Here is a 16,602-nt window from a genome sequence, read left to right on the forward strand (position 1 = left end):
TTCAACTTAAGGCTGCTTAAGCTAGGTCTAATCGATACCTTGGCAGTCAGAGCAGATTCCGTAGAACTCCAGGTGGTGGCCAGTAATTTTAAATTGAGTAGCCTCTACCGCATAGTCTTCCACTTCAGTTAGGGCTTGCTCAACTTTAGCCGCATCGGGATAATAGACATCGACGATTTTTCCGCAGTTTTGACAAATGATGTGATAGTGCTTTTTTAAGAAGAAATCGAAATGGGTGGCCCCATCATTGGCACGTACTTCCTTGACAAGATTAATATCGGTAAAGATGTTCAAGGTGTTATATACCGTTGCTAAACTCACCGATTGATCTTCTTGGGAGAGCTCTTGATAGACTTGTTCAGCAGTAGGATGATGGTCAGCCACAATCAGATGTTTTAGTATTTTTTTTCGTGGGGAAGTTAGGCGAATACGGCGTTCTCGCAAATAAGCGACCGCATCGACATATAATTGCTCATAATCCATGTGTTGTCTTCCTTTCCATCAGCCCTTTAGCTAATTATAATTGAAAGCCTGTAAAATATCATATTTTTCCCTTAAGTTGTTAAAATTCTCACTTATGCTTATTGAAGAAAATCATGCTATGCTATATAGTAATTCAAGGTCTTAATGGTATCGATTAAAATAGAAAAGGACGATTAAAAACCAATGAAATTAGGTGCTCGCACGATAAAAACCGGCATTGGCGTCATGCTAGCTATGGTGATCTCTAGCCTCCTACCCCATATTGAGATTATGCAACCAACATTTGTTGCGGTTCTAGGGCTGCAACAATCCGTCAAAAAAACCTGGTATACCCTATTTAGGCGGGGAGCTGCTGCTTTCTTAGGTGGCTTAACCGCCGTGGTCATGTCTTACTTCTTTGGAAATAGTCCCATTGTGGTTGGTCTGACCGTCATTATTTTTATCGCTATTATGAATGCCATTCAACTCCAAGACGTGATCTCCCTGGCCACAATTACCGTAGTTATCATCATGCTACAGCCTGTCGATAACGTCAATGACTTAATCGGCATTGCGACCTCCCGGGTGATTGAAAACATCCTCGGTGTGGTCATCTCCTTCTTGGTGAATGTCTTTATCATGCCACCTAAGTATGACAATGTCCTCTACAAGGAAATTTCGGACACTTCCTCAGAAGTATTGATTCGGCTACGAGCTATCTTGAGAAAAAATGGTGAATATTCTTCCCTGACTTCAGACTTGGACTGGGCCTATAAGCGGATCAACTATATTCGCGATCTCTTCCAACTTTCCAAAGAAGAACCCATTTGGTTTGCCAGTCGCAGGGTATCAAGGAAACGGCAGTTGGTGGTTTATCGGAGTTTCATCCAATCTTTATTAGATATGACTAATTTACTCCATACTATCCACACCCATACTAATATTCTCTTTGTGATTGATGATGACCTGCGGATTCAAATACGTGAGCGGATTGAAACTCTCTGTGCCGCCCATGAGCAGATCTTCCTTAAATTTGATGGCCGCATCTCACCGGCTGAAGTCAACTTCTTCCAGCCGACTAAGATTCGCCGCCAGGAGTTGATGAATCATATCATCAAGGAAACCGACCTCAACCGAGGCCCAGAAACAGAATCCTTGAACTACCGAATTGAGAAGAGCAACTCCTTAATCTTAATCACCGGAGCCATGATCAAGGTCGAGAGTTCTCTCATCCATCTTAATACCCTGGTCCGCTCCTACCATACCCATCACGAAGAAGACCATGACCATTACGCCTTAAAAGATAAATTAGATAGTTAAAAAGACTCGAGCTGATCAGTCGGTAAATGACCTGACAATGATAGGCTCGAGTTTTTCTTTTAATCGATAAATTGGCTAAGATTTTTCTGTTCCTTGCTGTTTCAAAATACTTAGCGACAGTTCCTCAACGACAAGGGGATGTTCATTACTTAACAAAGGCTTCTCTTCATCGGCAGCGAGAAAATGATAGTCTTTTGCCAAAAGCTGCCAATCACCATCTGGCAAGGTAAAACGAATGGTATTGGTCTGTCCATTAAATACCAGCAGGTAATCAGCGTCTTCTTCATGGTAAAGAAGAGCAATAATTTGAAAATCAGCCTTCAAAACCTCCACTGCCTGGTCAATGCTTTCGAAATCAGACAGGTGAAAGACTGGGTGAGCCTGGCGAAAAGCAATCAAATCCCTCAGATAGTCCACGGCATTCCGGTGTTTATCGCTCAAGGACCAGTCAATCTGGTTGATACGGTCCCCATGGCGGTAGGAATTACGGACACCTTGCTTAGTCCGGAAGAATTCCTGGCCAGCATGCAAGAAGGGGATGCCTTGACTTAGGAGAACGAGGCTATTGGCAAGCAGTTGCCGTTTTTGTCGCTTGGCTTGGCTTTCAAAGCTATGGCTAATGGCTAGTTTATCCCATAAAGTCCAGTTATCATGGGCAGCCACATATTTTACCAATTGTAGGGGCGACTTAACATTAATGGCCAAGTTATTCAGCCGCTCCCCACCCAAGAAACTGGCTAAGAGGGTCCGCTCCACAGAAAACTTACCACTGGCATAACCGGTATCCATACCCTCCCCTTGGTCAGAGCCTTTGACACTGTCACGAAAATGGTCGTCAAAATAGGCAATCCGGGGAGTCTTATAAGCATTGACTAGGCAAGCCTTGTCCTTATCGGGCAGGTAGGTCCCTAAGTTCCACCCTTCCCCTAAGATAAGGATACTTGGATCAATTTCATCTAAAGCTTGGCGGACTTGATTCATGGTCTTGACGTCATGGATCCCCATTAAGTCAAAGCGAAAACCATCAATATGGTACTCCTTGGCCCAGTAGCATACCGAGCGGACAATATACTCTCGCATCATCCTTCTTTCTGAGGCGGTATCATTCCCCACACCCGTCCCATTACTGATGGTGCCATCGGGATCACGACGGAAATAATAGTTAGGGACAGTCAGTTCCAAAGGGTGGTTTATGTAATCATAGACATGGTTGTAGACCACATCCATAATTACACGAATGCCCGCTTGGTGGAGGGATTGGACCATGGTTTTCATTTCTTTAATCCGGCAGATGGGATCAGCAGAATCCGTGGCATAAGAACCTTCAGGAACATTGTAATCGCCAGGATCGTAACCCCAATTATAATTATCGCTATCCTCGATCCCTTCAATCACCGTCTTAAAGTCAGCCATGGGCAGGAGCTGGACGTGGCTGATCCCTAAGTCCTTTAGGTAGTCAAGGCCTGTACTCTGTCCTTGGGGCGTTTTAGTCCCTTTTTGACTGAGGCCCAGAAATTTACCCCGCCACTTGGGCTTGACGCCTGAATTATCCGCACTAGTCAAATCTCTCACACTGGCTTCATAAATCACCGCTTGAGAAAGACTCTTTAGAGCGGGTGATTGGTCTTGGTCCCAATTTTTGGGGTTAGTCCGAGACAAATCAACCACCACACTGCGCTGGCTATTCTGAGTTGCTCCAAGGGCATATGGGTCTCTCGTAAAATTGGTCTTTCCATTAGGAAAGGACACCTTATAAAGATAGGCGGTATTATGCCAATCACCAGGAAGATCTAGACTAAAAACACCTCGTTCTTGACGTTGCATAGGATATTGGGTTTGTCGATTACTATATAAGTCCTGGTAAATGAGCAGGCTGACTTCATTGGCCAGGGGCGCCCAAAGCCGAAAACTGGTCGCCTCTGGCCGGTAGTTAGCCCCTAACTGGGCTTGACTAGCAAAATAGTTATCGAATTCTGGAGCTCTGACCAAGTCATCCATGGCTTGGTCTAAGCTAGAGCCTTGGGGAGGGATCCCCTGGAGAATTTTATCTAAACGTTCTTCTAGTTGATTTTTCACTTAATAACCTCTTCGTATACTTCTTACTCACTCATCTTCTCCTTCATTATAACCAGGATGGGCGCATTTAGCTATCTTGGCTATTGAAAGAAGCCATAAAAAAAGCAGTCAGCTCTTAACTAATTGCTAGCTAGAGCTGACTACTACTGTTAAAGCCGCGTTCAAAACGACTGATACAAGGATTAAACTATTGTCCCTGTCCACCATAAGGGTTGGCCGGGGCTGGATTATTATTCCCAGCAGCTGGCGCTTGAGGAGCTGGGGCCTGTCCTTGCCCATTAGCGGGTTGTTGGTTAGGGGCGACTTGGGACTGCTGTTGCTGTTGTTGTCTTTGGGCTGCTTGAGCTTGGCGGTCCGCTTCCGCTTGGGCCGCTTCTCTTTGCTTAGCCTCTTCTTGTCTTTGTGACTCAGCGGCTTGACTTTGACGAGCAGCCGCTGCTTCAGCTTCCGCTTGGGCCGCTTGGGCTTCTTGAGCCTCCGCCTTCTTCTTATCTCTAATACTTTGACTTTCCTTAGCCATGGATTCTTCTAAGGCAGCCTTGTCATCATTTTTGCCTTGGAAGCCGTGACTTAGGTCAAAGTGTTCTTCCTGCAAGGCTTGACCAAAGAGATCAGCTAAGGCTTTAAAGCCTTGGTCATTGAATAGACCTGACTCTTGGTCATAGATCTTCTCAGGGTCAAAGTTCTTCGCCTCGAAAGCCTTATTGAGGTCCATGATATTTATATGCGAGTCTTCTAAGGCTTGGATTAAGCGGACTAAGAAGCTGCCGTATGTGCCCTGGCCATTAGCCGCTTCACTATAAGATGGTAAAGCCAGGAAAACGATATTGGTTTCTGGGGAAGCAATCCGTAGATGGCCATAGACTTGTTTCAAATTAACTAAGGTATCTTCAAGGCTTCTCCCTTGGGCAAAGTCCACTTCACTGGTCAAGGGAAGGATTAATAAATGTGGTTTTTCCTTAGCCACCTGGTCAACCAAGTCACTCGTTAATAAGGACTGGCTACTGTGGCCTGCATAGTCATAAGCTTGAACGTTTAAATCCAAGTCTGCTGCTTGGCCTTTCGACTTAATGAGCTCGCTTAGCCATTGGTCACTTTCTCCTTGAACCTTAACCGTAGCCACTTTGGCTTGGGTTCCTGCTTGGTTAATATAGGCTAAATAATCGCTAAGAGTCGCTCCTTGACGCTTATCTTCAAAACGTTTAGCTGCCTGACTGTGATCACTGGTTTTTGGCGCTTGACTTTCTACCTGGCTACTTGCTTGGCTTTTTGACTCATAGGCGACATTATTTTGCCCTATTTGTCTTTGCTTACCAATCAGGTAAAAAGCAGCCACTAAGAGGACAGTAATTATTGTCGCAATAATAGCTATCTTACGCTGTTGATCTCTAGATGTGTTCATCTAACTTGCTCCTCTCCTTCTTCTTAAAAGATTGTAACATGAGACTGCTCCAAAAACGAGAAAAAAATATTTTACCTATACACTATTCCTTAAGCTATGTTATACTATTTTTGACTTTGGTTTTTCCAAGTGAAGAAAGTAGGTCATGTGATGTATCATCCAAAAGAAGGAGAATTCATCACAGTCAAAAGTTATAAACATGACGGCTCACTCCATCGAACATGGCGCGACTGTTTGGTCCTAAAAACAAGCGAACAAAGTATTATTGCTTGTAACGACCACACGCTCGTTACCGAATCTGATGGTCGCCGTTGGGTGACACGTGAACCCGCTTTACTCTATTTTCATAAAAAATATTGGTTCAATATTGTCACCATGTTAAGGCAGAACGGTGTCTCATATTATAGTAACCTAGCTTCTCCCTATGTCATTGACGAAGAAGCCTTGAAGTATATCGACTATGATTTAGATATTAAAATTTTCCCTGATGGGGAAAAACGCCTGTTAGATATTGACGAGTATTTAGAGCATGGTCATGAAATGCATTATTCTAAAGAATTAGATATAATCATTAAAAGCCATCTCAAAGAGTTAGTACGCTGGATCGAGGAAGAAAAAGGTCCCTTTTCTAAACCTTATGTCGATCTCTGGTACGAACGCTACTGTCAGCTGACCCAACGTCGGAAGCGACGGAAGAAAAGCTACAAATATAAGAAGAAAAAGCGGATTCAGTCGTAATAAGATCATCAGACTGTGATGATTAAGCAGATAGCGTCATACGCTATACCTTTTCAAGTGATTAAAGTCTTGATAAAAAACGTCGACACCATAGAGTGGTCGACGTTTTTTTATCATGCGACTTAACTAAGCTGAGCTTATCCCAGTTTTCTCCACTTGCTATAGCTGTTCGAAACATAGCGAGTTACAGATATAGTATGCGTAGCGTTCTTGCCTTTTGGCGCGCTTGTCGCACTCTACCCAAACCTGCTCCAAGCGCAAGGCAAGCGTCCACTTCAGAAAATGACGACAAATCCTCGATAAGAATTTTTACGTCTTTTTCTTCCAGTTGCTGTAGCTGTAGGAAGCGTTAGCGACGTACAGATATAGTATGCGTAGCGATCTTGCCTTTTGGCGCGCTTGTCGCACTCTTATTGATCAAGATAATCTTTTAAGGTCTGCCAAATCTTCATTTGGACGGTAGGATAGGCATGACGGTTAAGGTCATGCAAGAAAACCCAATCATTATCTTCTTGGCCTTGCCAGCCTTTTTCGGCTGCGGGGGATAATTTAGCATAGTAGAGGTCAATCTCCCAAAGTCGGTGAGAAAAGACATGGCGGACATGGCCGATGGATTTTTTCATTACGACTGGTCTAATATCATAAACTGCCTCTGCTTCAGCAACCAGGTTTTGGTAAGGCTGGCGCTCTTCTCCCCCTTGTTGATCACTTTTTTCTTGGTTAGCTACTTCAAAAAGCGGAACCGTCCACAAATTAGCCAAGAGACCCTGGCTGGGACGCTTTTCAATCAGATACTGGCCTTGACTATTCTCCAGCAAAAGTGCTTGGTAGTGAATAGTTTTGGATTTGGTTTTGGATAATTTCACCGGATAATCCAACTCGGTTCCGGTCAGGGTAGCTAGGTTAAAGTCTTTGATGGGACTAATATCACTCAAGGGCTTCTTAGCGGTTTCGTAACTACTACCCAAATCCATTAGTGCCTGGTTAAAGTCCCCTGGCCGCTCATCGCCCATCACATAAGCCACTACTTCACGGAAGATAGCGTGGTTCTTTTGCCGGCTAATATCAGCGTTAATGGTAAAGAGGCGGCTGAAAACTCGCATGGCATTTCCATCAATGGCGGGTACGGCCTGACCAAATGCAATAGAAGCAATGGCGCCAGCCGTATAAGGTCCAATCCCGGAAAGTTTCATCAGTTCCTTAGCGGTTCGGGGAAATTGCCCTCCATAGTCATTCACAATCTCCTGAGCTGCCCGGTGGAGGTTTTTAGCTCTAGAGTAATAGCCTAGTCCGGCCCAATGTTTCAGTAGGTCATCTTCTTCTGCCGCTGCCAGGTCCTCGACAGTGGGAAAGGCTTGTAAAAAGCGTTGGTAGTAAGGAATGACAGTATTGACCTGGGTTTGCTGCAACATAATCTCTGATATCCAGATTTGGTAAGGGTCCTTACTTTCTCGCCAGGGCAAATGACGCCCTTCCTTGTCGTACCAATCAAACAAGGTCTTACGAAAAGCCTGGTTGGTTTGTTCGCCCCAGACTTCAACTCCCGCAATGGTCGGCCCTAAATCAACAATAGCTGATTGTCCGAGCCAATCCTTTGGGGAAAAATCTTGGTTACTTCCGCTCACAGTTCTCCTTCTTCCTCTGCCTGCCTTATGGCCGCATCGATAGCTTCACTCTTAAAGCCACGGCCAAAAAGCATGGTTTTTACTTTAAAACGTCGTTCTTTCTCATCCAAATTCCAGTACTTCTTCCAATAGCGTTTAAAATACTTATTCAAAGCCGCACTCTCATCACGATCTAGCTGGTCAGACTCTTTTAATTGGGATAAGACTTGGCCAATTAAATCATTATTGTAGCCCTTCTTATAGAGGAATTGCTGTAATTTCTCCTCTGCTTTAAGGTTAGAATTCTTCCTAAGTAAGCTAGGCAACTTCTTTTTAGCCAAGTGTTGAGCATTTTCCATTTGATCAGCCTCACTATACTCCAACAAGGCTTGGTCAATGGTGTCTTCACTAAGCCCCTTTTCCTTCAGTTCCATAGCAATCACCTTGGGGCCTTTTCGATTGATGGTTTTTGCCGTTCGGGTATAGGACTGGCCGTAATAGAGGTCGTTAACTAGGGATAAGTCTTCCAATTTCTCCATGACCGTATCAATGGTCGCTTGGGAATAATCTTCCTTAGCTAAGCGTTGGCTAACCTGCTTTTTCGACCGTAAACTATGACTTAAATAATTTAAAGCAATCTGATAGGCCCGATTATCGCGTTCACTAGCTAGGATATTTTTGCTTTCTTCTTGGCCTAGGTACTGCCCCTTAGACAGGGCGTAACGAACTAGGGTATCTTCACTAATCCCAAAAGCAAAGTCACCGTCAAGGTAGACATTATAACGTTTCTTATGGCGCTTTTGAGCTTCAATCATGGTGATCTTGCCTGATAAAATCCTCTCCTGGTCTTGGTCTAAGCCTTCTGGGTCAGAGGAAGTGGCTAGTTTCCTAGGACGATAACCGCTTTTTTTAGTCTTTCTTTTTGGCCTGGTCAGTTGGTCACTTTCATCGGCTAAGGCTCTGACTCTTTTTGGGCGGGACTTTTTCTCCGGACTGATCTCACTTAATTTTACTGGCTGATTATCTTCTCGCATGTTTCCACCATTCCATACGCTTAGTCTGAGCTAGATTTCAATAATTGTTCTAGATCAGACTTTTTTCACTTTGCTGTTCTTGATAATATTCTTTAAAAAATAAATAAGACTGCATTTTCTCTATCGGATTTTCGATTAAAGGATTCGATAGGAGGTCTAGATAATAACTCTGCCACAAGTGGTAGGCAAATTCAAGTTGGGCTTTGATTTGTACATTTTTAACCGGTAAAACTAAAGAAGTCGATGCAACCGTTTCGATGGTCACCGGTCGTCCCCCTACCGGGAAGAAGTGAAAGTATTTCACCAAGTTGAGGTTTAAGTAGCCGTGAAAATTTTGGTTACGATAACGCAGAGGCATCAATAAGTGCTTCCCCAGAAAGAAGGGCCTAAGCCAAGTATTTCCCAGGTCCACTGGCTCTTGAACCAGTCGATCAGTCATTTGCGTTTTTAGGGTTGATTTTAATAATTGGTCCAAAGTACACCGACTCCGGTACAAGAAGCCCTCACTGGTTAAGATCAAAGACCCCTTTAAATAGGCTTTATCTGTGTGATTTTTTAGCAAACGGCCTTTGACTTCTAAAACCATTAGGGTATCCTCACGAAAATGCCCGATACTCCGCGGAACTTCCTCAGCTATCCGATAAGCTCTAATCAGGTCGTCAGCCTCCACTAAAGAAAGGTACTTATGCGGTAAATTCAAGGCATAGTGCTGGCAATGGTCACTATCCTTATTTGAAATAAGGGAAGAATTGTCAGATGACCGAGTTGCTTCTGGGACCTCATTAGCTAGGGGCACCTTAGCTGGTGACTCTAGTGATTGGGCCTCACTGGTATTTACAGCAGCAGGATCTTCTCCCACTTGAGACGGGGACATATGGCAAGACGTTAGCGACATGTTTTCCAACATTTCTGGTACTCCTTCATTGTATTAGTTCTCAGTTATTGAGAAACCATTTTTAAGATAGCATATATTCTTCAAGTAAAGACTATCTTTACTTAAAGCTAATCCATTTTTTACCAGGAATTTACAAAACTTCCTTTTAAACGCTTACATCCGCATTTTTACCTAAAATTTACCCTGATTTTACAAAAGCCTCCCCTTGTTTGCCTAGTTCTCTTTGAGCATTCCTTCTGCCTTTACATAGTGGCCTTTGAATAGCTAACTAGCAAGCATATCATTTTAAAGCATTAAAAAACAACAAATCCCTAGATTAGATTCTAGTTATTTGTTGTTTCAAGGTCTTACGCACCTAGCTATTCCGTCTTTGATATCAGTTTTAGAAGTGCACATCGACAACGAGGTGGCCACCTACAGCATTAACAATTTCTTGTAGGGTACCTAAACTAATATTTTGTTGACGTGATTCAACCCGTGAGATATAACTTTGCTTACGCCCAGAAATATCCGCTAATTGAGCCTGGGATAGCCCCTTTTCTTGACGGATTTTTAGCAACACATCAGAAGCCTTAATACTTGCTTGTTGTCTTGCAATATTTTTTTCATCAAGGGATAGGTCTTCTCTATGCGTATCCATATTCATCCCCTCCTAAATATTTCACACAACTCATCATAATATTTTTAATAAACATATATCCTATATTTATATTATACATAAATCATAAGATAATGCATAGATATAAACTTTGGATGAGCTATCTCAAATATTTATAAATTCCCAGCAAAGTGAACCCGTCAAGAAAATAGGGGGGGGAACAGGAAAGCCAATCAATAGATATAGGCTCTTGACATGGACTAAAAAGGTAATTAATCAAAGCGATTGTAGGGCTACAAAAGGACTAGTCTTCTTGGCCTAAGTGAGTGAGCAAATAGGTCACTAAGCAACCTGCTCCAAAGCCAAGCAAGAGATGACTCCAGTTAAAGCGCTTCACTTCCTCATCATCCAAACGCGTTGGAATTACCCGGCCGGTTGCTTCAGAAATATCCTGGATATCCTCATTTAACAATTCTTCCATCGGTTGATCAAAAATCGATGATAATAATATTAAGTTTTCCACGTTGGGATAGCTTTTATTATTTTCCCAATTAGACACTGTTTGTTGGGTGGTTTTTAGATAACTCGCCAATTGTCCTTGGGAAATATTATTTAGCTCACGTTGTTCTTTAATTACTTGACCAATTTTCATCTTGCCACTCCTCAATAATAGACAATAATTCTCATTCTTTATTAGTATACAAGATTATTGGTAGGAGGACAAATGCTTATTCTTATTCATTAAAGCTTGATTTTCTTAGCTAGCCCTTGTCAAGACTGAAGAATTGGTGTATAATTTCGAAGATTTGGGCTAAATTAGCCGCTTTATTTTAGCTTAGGGGATTTCCCTTGTGATTTTTGGAAGGAGATACTATGACATCAGCAGAAAATTTAATGAAAATGAATTATGACATCGAGGATCGGCCTCCACGTGGTGAGGGACTGCTCCTAAGTTTTCAACACGTCTTCGCTATGTTCGGTGCAACCATTCTGGTCCCCTTAATCTTAGGTCTACCGGTATCGGTTGCTCTCTTCTGTAGTGGGATTGGTACCTTAATTTACCACTTCGCTACCCAAAATAAGGTGCCTGTTTATCTGGGCTCATCCTTTGCCTTCATTGGCGCTATGGCCCACGCTATCGAACAGTTAGGTGGCGATATTTCCGCGGCTCAAACTGGGGTCATGCTAGCCGGCGGAATCTATGTCTTAGTGGCTCTTTTGGTTAAAATGTTAGGGAGTAGCTGGATTGACCGCCTCCTACCTCCAATTGTTATCGGTCCCATGATCATTGTCATCGGTTTGAGTCTATCCTCATCTGCTGTCACTAACGCAGGATTCACTCCAGACGGGACCTGGCAACAAATGTTGACTGCCCTAATTACCTTCCTGATCTGTGCCTTTGTTAATGTTTATGGACGGGGATTTATTCGGGTGATTCCTTTCTTGATTGGTTTAGTTGGTGGTTACATTGTTGCTGCCTGCCTAGGCCTAGTCGATATTAGTCCAGTGGCTGACGCCGCTTGGTTTGAAATCCCTGATTTCTATTTACCTTTTAAGACACCATTCTTTAACAGCTATCAACTTAACTTTGGTCCAGAAGCCATTGCCATTTTACCAGTGGCGGTAGTCACCATTTCTGAACATATTGGTGACCATACTGTCTTAAGTGAAATTTGTGGCCGTCAATTTCTCAAGAATCCTGGTCTCCACCGGACTTTGATGGGTGACGGGATTGCGACCTCGGTTTCTGCCTTCCTAGGTGGACCTGCCAATACCACTTACGGAGAAAATACTGGGGTTATTGGCCTCACCCGAGTGGCTTCGGTTTCCGTTATCCGTAATGCCGCTCTCTTGGCGATCATGCTCAGTTGCTTGGGTAAATTCACCGCCCTCATTTCAACCATTCCAGCAGCTGTCCTCGGTGGCATGTCTATCCTCCTCTATGGGGTCATTGCAAGTAACGGCCTCAAAGTCTTAATTGAAGCCCGGGTAAACTTCAACCAAGTCCGTAACCTGGTCATCGCCAGTGCCATGTTAGTTCTCGGTCTAGGAGGCGCAGTGCTTAAATTAGGGGCCTTTACCCTTTCTGGAACCGCCCTCGCTGCTATGGTAGGGATTATTCTTAACTTACTCCTACCTGAAATTAAAACCCTGAAGACGAAATAGAAGTGATTAAATAGCTGGGATAGCTCTTCTCAGCTATTTTTTAATCTTCATTTTTCTAGTAATATTTAAAAAAATCTTTGAAAGAAGCCCTTCAAATCAATGGTATAATAAGAATAATCAGTGAATTTTACCAAGTAATTAAATGAATAAAGGAGAGACTTATGTCCATTTTAGTTACAGGCGGAGCGGGCTATATTGGTTCGCATACCGTTATTGAATTAATCAACTCTGGCTACGAAGTTGTTATTGTCGATGACTTCTCTAATAGTAAGCCAACCGTTCTTGACCGCATCGAAAGAATTGCTGGTAAGCGCCCGACTTTCTATGAAGCCAATATCTTAGATGGGGATGCCTTACGCCAAATCTTTGAAAAAGAATCCATCGATGCTGTCATTCACTATGCAGCCTTTAAAGCGGTCGGTGAATCGGTTGAAAAACCTATTGACTACTATCACAATAATATGGGTGGACTCCTTCAAGTATTAAAAGTAATGAAGGAATTTGGTGTGAAGGAATTTGTCTATTCTTCAAGTGCCACGGTCTATGGGATGAATAATGTCTCCCCCCTAACCGAAGACTTACCAACCAGTGCTACCAATCCATACGGCTATAGTAAGGTCATGGGCGAACAAATCTTAAAAGATACCTACAAGGCTTACCCTGACTGGTCCATTATGATCTTACGCTACTTCAACCCTATCGGGGCCCACGAAAGTGGCCTGATTGGTGAAGACCCCCAAGGCGTCCCTAATAATATCATGCCTTATATCACCCAAGTAGCCATTGGTAAGTTAGAAAAATTACATGTTTTTGGTAATGACTACGATACCCATGATGGTACTGGAGTCCGCGATTACCTCCACGTAGTTGACTTGGCTAAGGGCCATGTTGCAGCCATCGACTACGCCAATAAGCACCAAGGCCTAGAAATTGTCAACTTAGGCACCGGTCAAGGCTACTCTGTCCTCGACCTGGTCAATACCTTCCAAGAGGTCAACCAAGTTGAGCTTCCTTATGTGATTGACGAACGCCGGGCTGGTGATGTAGCTGAATGTTATGCTGACCCATCCTACGCTAAAGAGCTACTGGGTTGGGAAGCAGAAGAAGATTTAGCTGACATGTGCCGGGATTCCTGGCACTGGCAAGAAACCTGCCCTAACGGCTACGAAGGTTAAAGAACTTGAAAAGAGTTTGTCGCTTCAGGCAGGCTCTTTTTTGTTAGCTAATTTTAATCAACAAGTTCTCCTAGTTTTACCGAAAGCTTCTTAGCTAGCTTGCATGTTCATCCTAAAATGTTTAAACTAGAGAAAACCTGTTTAAATGAAGAAAGGAAAGCCTATGTCAGATTCACAAGGGCCCAGTTTTTCCTGGCACAAGTTGGTCCAGGAAATCCTAGCCACTCTCAAATCCCTCATTAAGATGCTGGCCCGCCTCGTTTATTATCTCATTGATCAGCTGACCCGCATCCTGCTACCGCTCTTTCGAAGAATTGACCGCGTCCTGCCCCACAGAAACAAACAAAACAAGGATCAAGACAGTCCTTTCAAGCATCAAGTCCAAGAAAAGGTCAATAGCCAACTCCAGCCTGGCTTAACTCCTCTTAAAAGCTTCTGGCAAAAACTATCCCTCCCCCTCCAATGGGGAGTGGCCCTTGGCGTTTTGGGACTAGTCTTCTTCCTAGCAAGCCCCAGTTATCAGGGGACGGCTAGTGATAACCTCTTAGGTCTCAAGGCACAATCCTCACAACTAACTGGCCAAGACCATTACCAAGCTGATAACTGGGAGATTGACCAAGACGATGTCTCAGTTTATCATGGGCCAGAGGAAAAGGAGCCAGCCGACCAGGCCTTGACCACTAAAGACCAGGACCATGCCTCAGCTATTCTCGACGAAAAAGTCGCCCAGTATGAGTCTAAACGAGCTCGTTACCCAAGAAGGGCAACAAAAATCAAGCGATCAGGGGAAGAAAAAGCGACGGATTCCAAGCTGGCACAAGAGTCCATTGAGCCAGATAGCTCAAATGCTGGCAGTGAGTATCCCTCCCAGTCTCCTAAGACAGAAGAGAGCCAGGTCCAAGCTGGAGGCAGCTACCAAGTTCAGGCTGGCGATAGTCTCTACCGCATTGCCCAAGACCATGGCATGACGGTCGACGAGCTCATGGACTTAAACGGCATGACCAGGCCTGCGCTTATGCCTGGTCAAAGGATTAAAGTCAAATAAGACAGAAGGCTTCCCCCTCTACTATTTGATAAAGCAAAAAAGACTAGCCACATAGCTTTAACAGCTAGGGCTAGCCTTTTTTTCTCTATATTTTATCTGTTAATGATTAGTTAACACGTAATTCAGTATCGCCAGTTTCAATCACTGATTTTGTAGCATTCAAGGCATGGAAGACCATGTTTTGAACGGATTCATCAGTATAGTAGGCAATATGTGGGGTGTAGGATACTGCTGGGTGGTGTAATAAACGTAAGAAGGTTTGGTCAACAATCCCCTTATGTGACCAGTCATGTTTGACATAGTCAAATTCGTTTTCGTAGGTGTCTAACATAGCAGCTTGTAAATGACCTGCATCAAGAGCGTCAAGTAAAGCGTCAGTGTCAATTAAAGCCCCACGACCAGCATTGATAATCACAGCGCCTTCCTTACATTGTTTGAGTAAGTCAGCGTTAAATAAATGATAGGTATCATCAGTTGAAGGTAAGTGAAGGGAAATAATGTCGGCTTCTTTCACACATTCTTCTGGTGTGTCACGGTATTCCAATAAGTCCCCTAATTTGTCATTTGGATAGAGGTCGTAACCAAGGATCTTGCAGCCGAAGCCTTTGAAAAGACGAGCAGTTGCTTGACCAATACGGCCAGTACCTAAGATAGCAACGGTCTTAGTCCCTAAACGTTGTCCACGGATATAGAGAGATTCTCTGAAATCATGGTGGTTAGAATGATCTCTAACGGTATATAATTTACGGATAGCGTTTAAGGCTTGTGCTAGAGTGTATTCAGCAATGGATTCTGGTGAATAAGCTGGCACATTAGAAATGATCACGTCATTTTCAGCAGCTAATTCAAGGTTGTAAGGGTCGAAACCAGCCATACGTTGAGCAATGTTCTTAATACCAAAGCTCTTTAAAACTGGGTAAACGCTGTCTTCTAGAGGAGTATATTGGTAGGTAGATACCCCATCGTAGCCTTCACAACGGTCAACAGTTGCTTCAGAAAGAATATCTGCGTCAAGGGTCAATTCAACATTGTTGTCTTCGCCCCATTTTTTAGCGAGATCTTCTTCTTGTTCGCTGACACCATACATATAAATCTTAGTCATCACTTTCATCCTTTCATAAGTGTGAACCTTCACATTATTAATCTATTTTGCATAGATTACATATTCACATGAATAATTTTAAAAGAGGCAAAAGCCTTTGTCAAGCGATTTTTAGCGGTTCTTTTTAAATGATTTAAATAAAATACACAATTGTGAATTAATTAGACAATTCGCACTTTTTTACTTTAGACCTGGCTTTAGTTATACTGGTTAAAGCACTTATTCTCATCGATAAAAAGGAGATTAATCATGAAAATTACGGTTTACTGTGGGTCCAATTTAGGGATCAATGAACGTTATGAACACCTGATCTGGCAATTAGGTGAATGGATTGGCCAGAACAATCACCAGTTGGTCTATGGGGGTGGTCGGACTGGTTTAATGGGGACCATTGCCACTGCTGCCAGCCAAAGCGGAAGTCAAGTCATTGGGATTATCCCCCTAGTCCTAGTCGAGGCCGAAGTCGCCAATTACGATATCCATCACTTAGAGGTCGTTGATACCATGAATCAACGCAAAGAAAAACTGATGGAATTAGCCGACGCCATGATTATCTTTCCCGGGGGCTTGGGAACCATGGAAGAACTCTTCGACAGTTTGGTCTGGAAACGCCTGGCTAAGAAGCAGACCCCCATCATCATTTACAATGTGGACCACTTCTATGACGTCCTCCACTCCCTTCTCAAGACCATGGTCTCCGAAGCCTTCATGCCCCAAGAAGAATTAGAGCAAATCCACTTTGTTTCTTCCCTAGCTGAAATCGAGACGATTCTCAACCACTAAAAAAGCGATTTTCTTAAAGAGAGTGTGACAAAAGTCAAAAGAGCCCTGAAGAGCTACGCATACTATATCTGTAACTCGCTTGCACTTCGAACAGCTATAGCAACTGGAACAAACTATGAAGATAGGCGAAAGTCTATCGCACGTAGTTCGTGAAGTGGACGTCAGGGCTGACTTTTGGAACACATTTTGATTAGAAAAGTTC

15 protein-coding genes are annotated in these 16,602 nt (G+C 43.4%); 6 read left to right on the forward strand and 9 right to left on the reverse strand.

The window, feature by feature from the left end:
* Positions 1-27: 27 nt before the first annotated feature.
* Positions 28-483, reverse strand: coding sequence for a Fur family transcriptional regulator (locus DBT50_RS07115; RefSeq protein WP_111852645.1), 456 nt, complete (start codon positions 481-483; stop codon positions 28-30).
* A gap of 183 nt (positions 484-666) precedes the next feature.
* Here DBT50_RS07115 and DBT50_RS07120 point away from each other — a divergent pair, with 183 nt between their 5' ends.
* Positions 667-1,782 carry an FUSC family protein gene (locus tag DBT50_RS07120; RefSeq protein WP_013669200.1) on the forward strand — a complete coding sequence of 372 codons (1,116 nt, stop codon included), beginning with the start codon at positions 667-669 and terminating at the stop codon, positions 1,780-1,782.
* A gap of 75 nt (positions 1,783-1,857) precedes the next feature.
* On the opposite strand, the gene pulA is transcribed toward DBT50_RS07120, so the two are convergent.
* Together pulA and DBT50_RS07130 are read right to left on the reverse strand one after the other, a co-directional pair.
* The gene (pulA, locus tag DBT50_RS07125) at positions 1,858-3,858 is read right to left on the reverse strand and encodes a type I pullulanase (protein WP_111852646.1); all 2,001 of its coding nucleotides are present in this window, start codon (positions 3,856-3,858) and stop codon (positions 1,858-1,860) included.
* A gap of 187 nt (positions 3,859-4,045) precedes the next feature.
* Positions 4,046-5,260 carry a hypothetical protein gene (locus tag DBT50_RS07130; RefSeq protein ID WP_111852647.1) on the reverse strand — a complete coding sequence of 405 codons (1,215 nt, stop codon included), beginning with the start codon at positions 5,258-5,260 and terminating at the stop codon, positions 4,046-4,048.
* Between the two features lie 150 nt (positions 5,261-5,410).
* Between DBT50_RS07130 and DBT50_RS07135 the strand changes: the two genes are divergently transcribed.
* The gene (locus tag DBT50_RS07135) at positions 5,411-5,998 is read left to right on the forward strand and encodes a DUF402 domain-containing protein (protein ID WP_041705902.1); all 588 of its coding nucleotides are present in this window, start codon (positions 5,411-5,413) and stop codon (positions 5,996-5,998) included.
* Between the two features lie 410 nt (positions 5,999-6,408).
* On the opposite strand, the gene mutY is transcribed toward DBT50_RS07135, so the two are convergent.
* The 5 genes from mutY to DBT50_RS07160 form a co-directional block, all read right to left on the reverse strand.
* Complete coding sequence (gene mutY, locus DBT50_RS07140; RefSeq protein WP_111852648.1) at positions 6,409-7,623, reverse strand: A/G-specific adenine glycosylase; 1,215 nt, start codon at positions 7,621-7,623, stop codon at positions 6,409-6,411.
* Positions 7,620-8,636: a RecX family transcriptional regulator gene (locus DBT50_RS07145; protein WP_111852649.1), complete on the reverse strand. Its 1,017-nt coding sequence runs from the start codon at positions 8,634-8,636 to the stop codon at positions 7,620-7,622. The genes mutY and DBT50_RS07145 overlap by 4 nt, the downstream gene beginning before the upstream one ends.
* A gap of 49 nt (positions 8,637-8,685) precedes the next feature.
* Positions 8,686-9,543: a hypothetical protein gene (locus DBT50_RS07150; protein ID WP_111852650.1), complete on the reverse strand. Its 858-nt coding sequence runs from the start codon at positions 9,541-9,543 to the stop codon at positions 8,686-8,688.
* Between the two features lie 370 nt (positions 9,544-9,913).
* Positions 9,914-10,171 (reverse strand): helix-turn-helix domain-containing protein, encoded by a 258-nt coding sequence (locus tag DBT50_RS07155; RefSeq protein ID WP_013669101.1) that lies wholly within the window; start codon positions 10,169-10,171, stop codon positions 9,914-9,916.
* A 262-nt stretch (positions 10,172-10,433) separates the two neighbouring features.
* Positions 10,434-10,781 (reverse strand): helix-turn-helix transcriptional regulator, encoded by a 348-nt coding sequence (locus DBT50_RS07160; protein WP_111852651.1) that lies wholly within the window; start codon positions 10,779-10,781, stop codon positions 10,434-10,436.
* Positions 10,782-11,023: 242 nt separating this feature from the next.
* Between DBT50_RS07160 and DBT50_RS07165 the strand changes: the two genes are divergently transcribed.
* The 3 genes from DBT50_RS07165 (at position 11,024) to DBT50_RS07175 (ending at position 14,515) form a co-directional block, all read left to right on the forward strand.
* The gene (locus DBT50_RS07165; RefSeq protein ID WP_371653029.1) at positions 11,024-12,295 is read left to right on the forward strand and encodes a uracil-xanthine permease family protein; all 1,272 of its coding nucleotides are present in this window, start codon (positions 11,024-11,026) and stop codon (positions 12,293-12,295) included.
* A gap of 161 nt (positions 12,296-12,456) precedes the next feature.
* The gene (galE, locus tag DBT50_RS07170) at positions 12,457-13,470 is read left to right on the forward strand and encodes a UDP-glucose 4-epimerase GalE (RefSeq protein ID WP_111852652.1); all 1,014 of its coding nucleotides are present in this window, start codon (positions 12,457-12,459) and stop codon (positions 13,468-13,470) included.
* Positions 13,471-13,633: 163 nt separating this feature from the next.
* On the forward strand, positions 13,634-14,515 hold the full coding sequence (locus DBT50_RS07175) for a LysM peptidoglycan-binding domain-containing protein (RefSeq protein WP_224785073.1): 882 nt from the start codon (positions 13,634-13,636) through the stop codon (positions 14,513-14,515).
* Between the two features lie 106 nt (positions 14,516-14,621).
* On the opposite strand, the gene DBT50_RS07180 is transcribed toward DBT50_RS07175, so the two are convergent.
* Positions 14,622-15,617, reverse strand: a complete 996-nt coding sequence (locus DBT50_RS07180) for a D-2-hydroxyacid dehydrogenase (RefSeq protein ID WP_013669562.1) — start codon at positions 15,615-15,617, stop codon at positions 14,622-14,624.
* 249 nt (positions 15,618-15,866) lie between these two features.
* Between DBT50_RS07180 and DBT50_RS07185 the strand changes: the two genes are divergently transcribed.
* A complete protein-coding gene (locus DBT50_RS07185; protein ID WP_111852654.1) occupies positions 15,867-16,400 on the forward strand; it encodes an LOG family protein in 534 nt (177 codons plus the stop codon).
* Positions 16,401-16,602 lie beyond the last annotated feature (202 nt).

Origin of the sequence: Aerococcus tenax (genome assembly GCF_003286645.3) — a bacterium.
In the GTDB taxonomy this organism is placed as follows: domain Bacteria; phylum Bacillota; class Bacilli; order Lactobacillales; family Aerococcaceae; genus Aerococcus; species Aerococcus tenax.

Coding starts and splice junctions, on each gene's coding strand:
- DBT50_RS07150 (WP_111852650.1), bottom strand. CDS start 9,543: ATGTTGGAAAACATGTCGCTAACGTCTTGCCATATGTCCCCGTCTCAA.
- DBT50_RS07180 (WP_013669562.1), bottom strand. CDS start 15,617: ATGACTAAGATTTATATGTATGGTGTCAGCGAACAAGAAGAAGATCTC.
- DBT50_RS07135 (WP_041705902.1), top strand. CDS start 5,411: ATGTATCATCCAAAAGAAGGAGAATTCATCACAGTCAAAAGTTATAAA.
- DBT50_RS07155 (WP_013669101.1), bottom strand. CDS start 10,171: ATGGATACGCATAGAGAAGACCTATCCCTTGATGAAAAAAATATTGCA.
- DBT50_RS07115 (WP_111852645.1), bottom strand. CDS start 483: ATGGATTATGAGCAATTATATGTCGATGCGGTCGCTTATTTGCGAGAA.
- DBT50_RS07160 (WP_111852651.1), bottom strand. CDS start 10,781: ATGAAAATTGGTCAAGTAATTAAAGAACAACGTGAGCTAAATAATATT.
- DBT50_RS07145 (WP_111852649.1), bottom strand. CDS start 8,636: ATGCGAGAAGATAATCAGCCAGTAAAATTAAGTGAGATCAGTCCGGAG.
- DBT50_RS07130 (WP_111852647.1), bottom strand. CDS start 5,260: ATGAACACATCTAGAGATCAACAGCGTAAGATAGCTATTATTGCGACA.
- DBT50_RS07175 (WP_224785073.1), top strand. CDS start 13,634: ATGTCAGATTCACAAGGGCCCAGTTTTTCCTGGCACAAGTTGGTCCAG.
- DBT50_RS07165 (WP_371653029.1), top strand. CDS start 11,024: ATGAAAATGAATTATGACATCGAGGATCGGCCTCCACGTGGTGAGGGA.
- galE (WP_111852652.1), top strand. CDS start 12,457: ATGTCCATTTTAGTTACAGGCGGAGCGGGCTATATTGGTTCGCATACC.
- DBT50_RS07120 (WP_013669200.1), top strand. CDS start 667: ATGAAATTAGGTGCTCGCACGATAAAAACCGGCATTGGCGTCATGCTA.
- DBT50_RS07185 (WP_111852654.1), top strand. CDS start 15,867: ATGAAAATTACGGTTTACTGTGGGTCCAATTTAGGGATCAATGAACGT.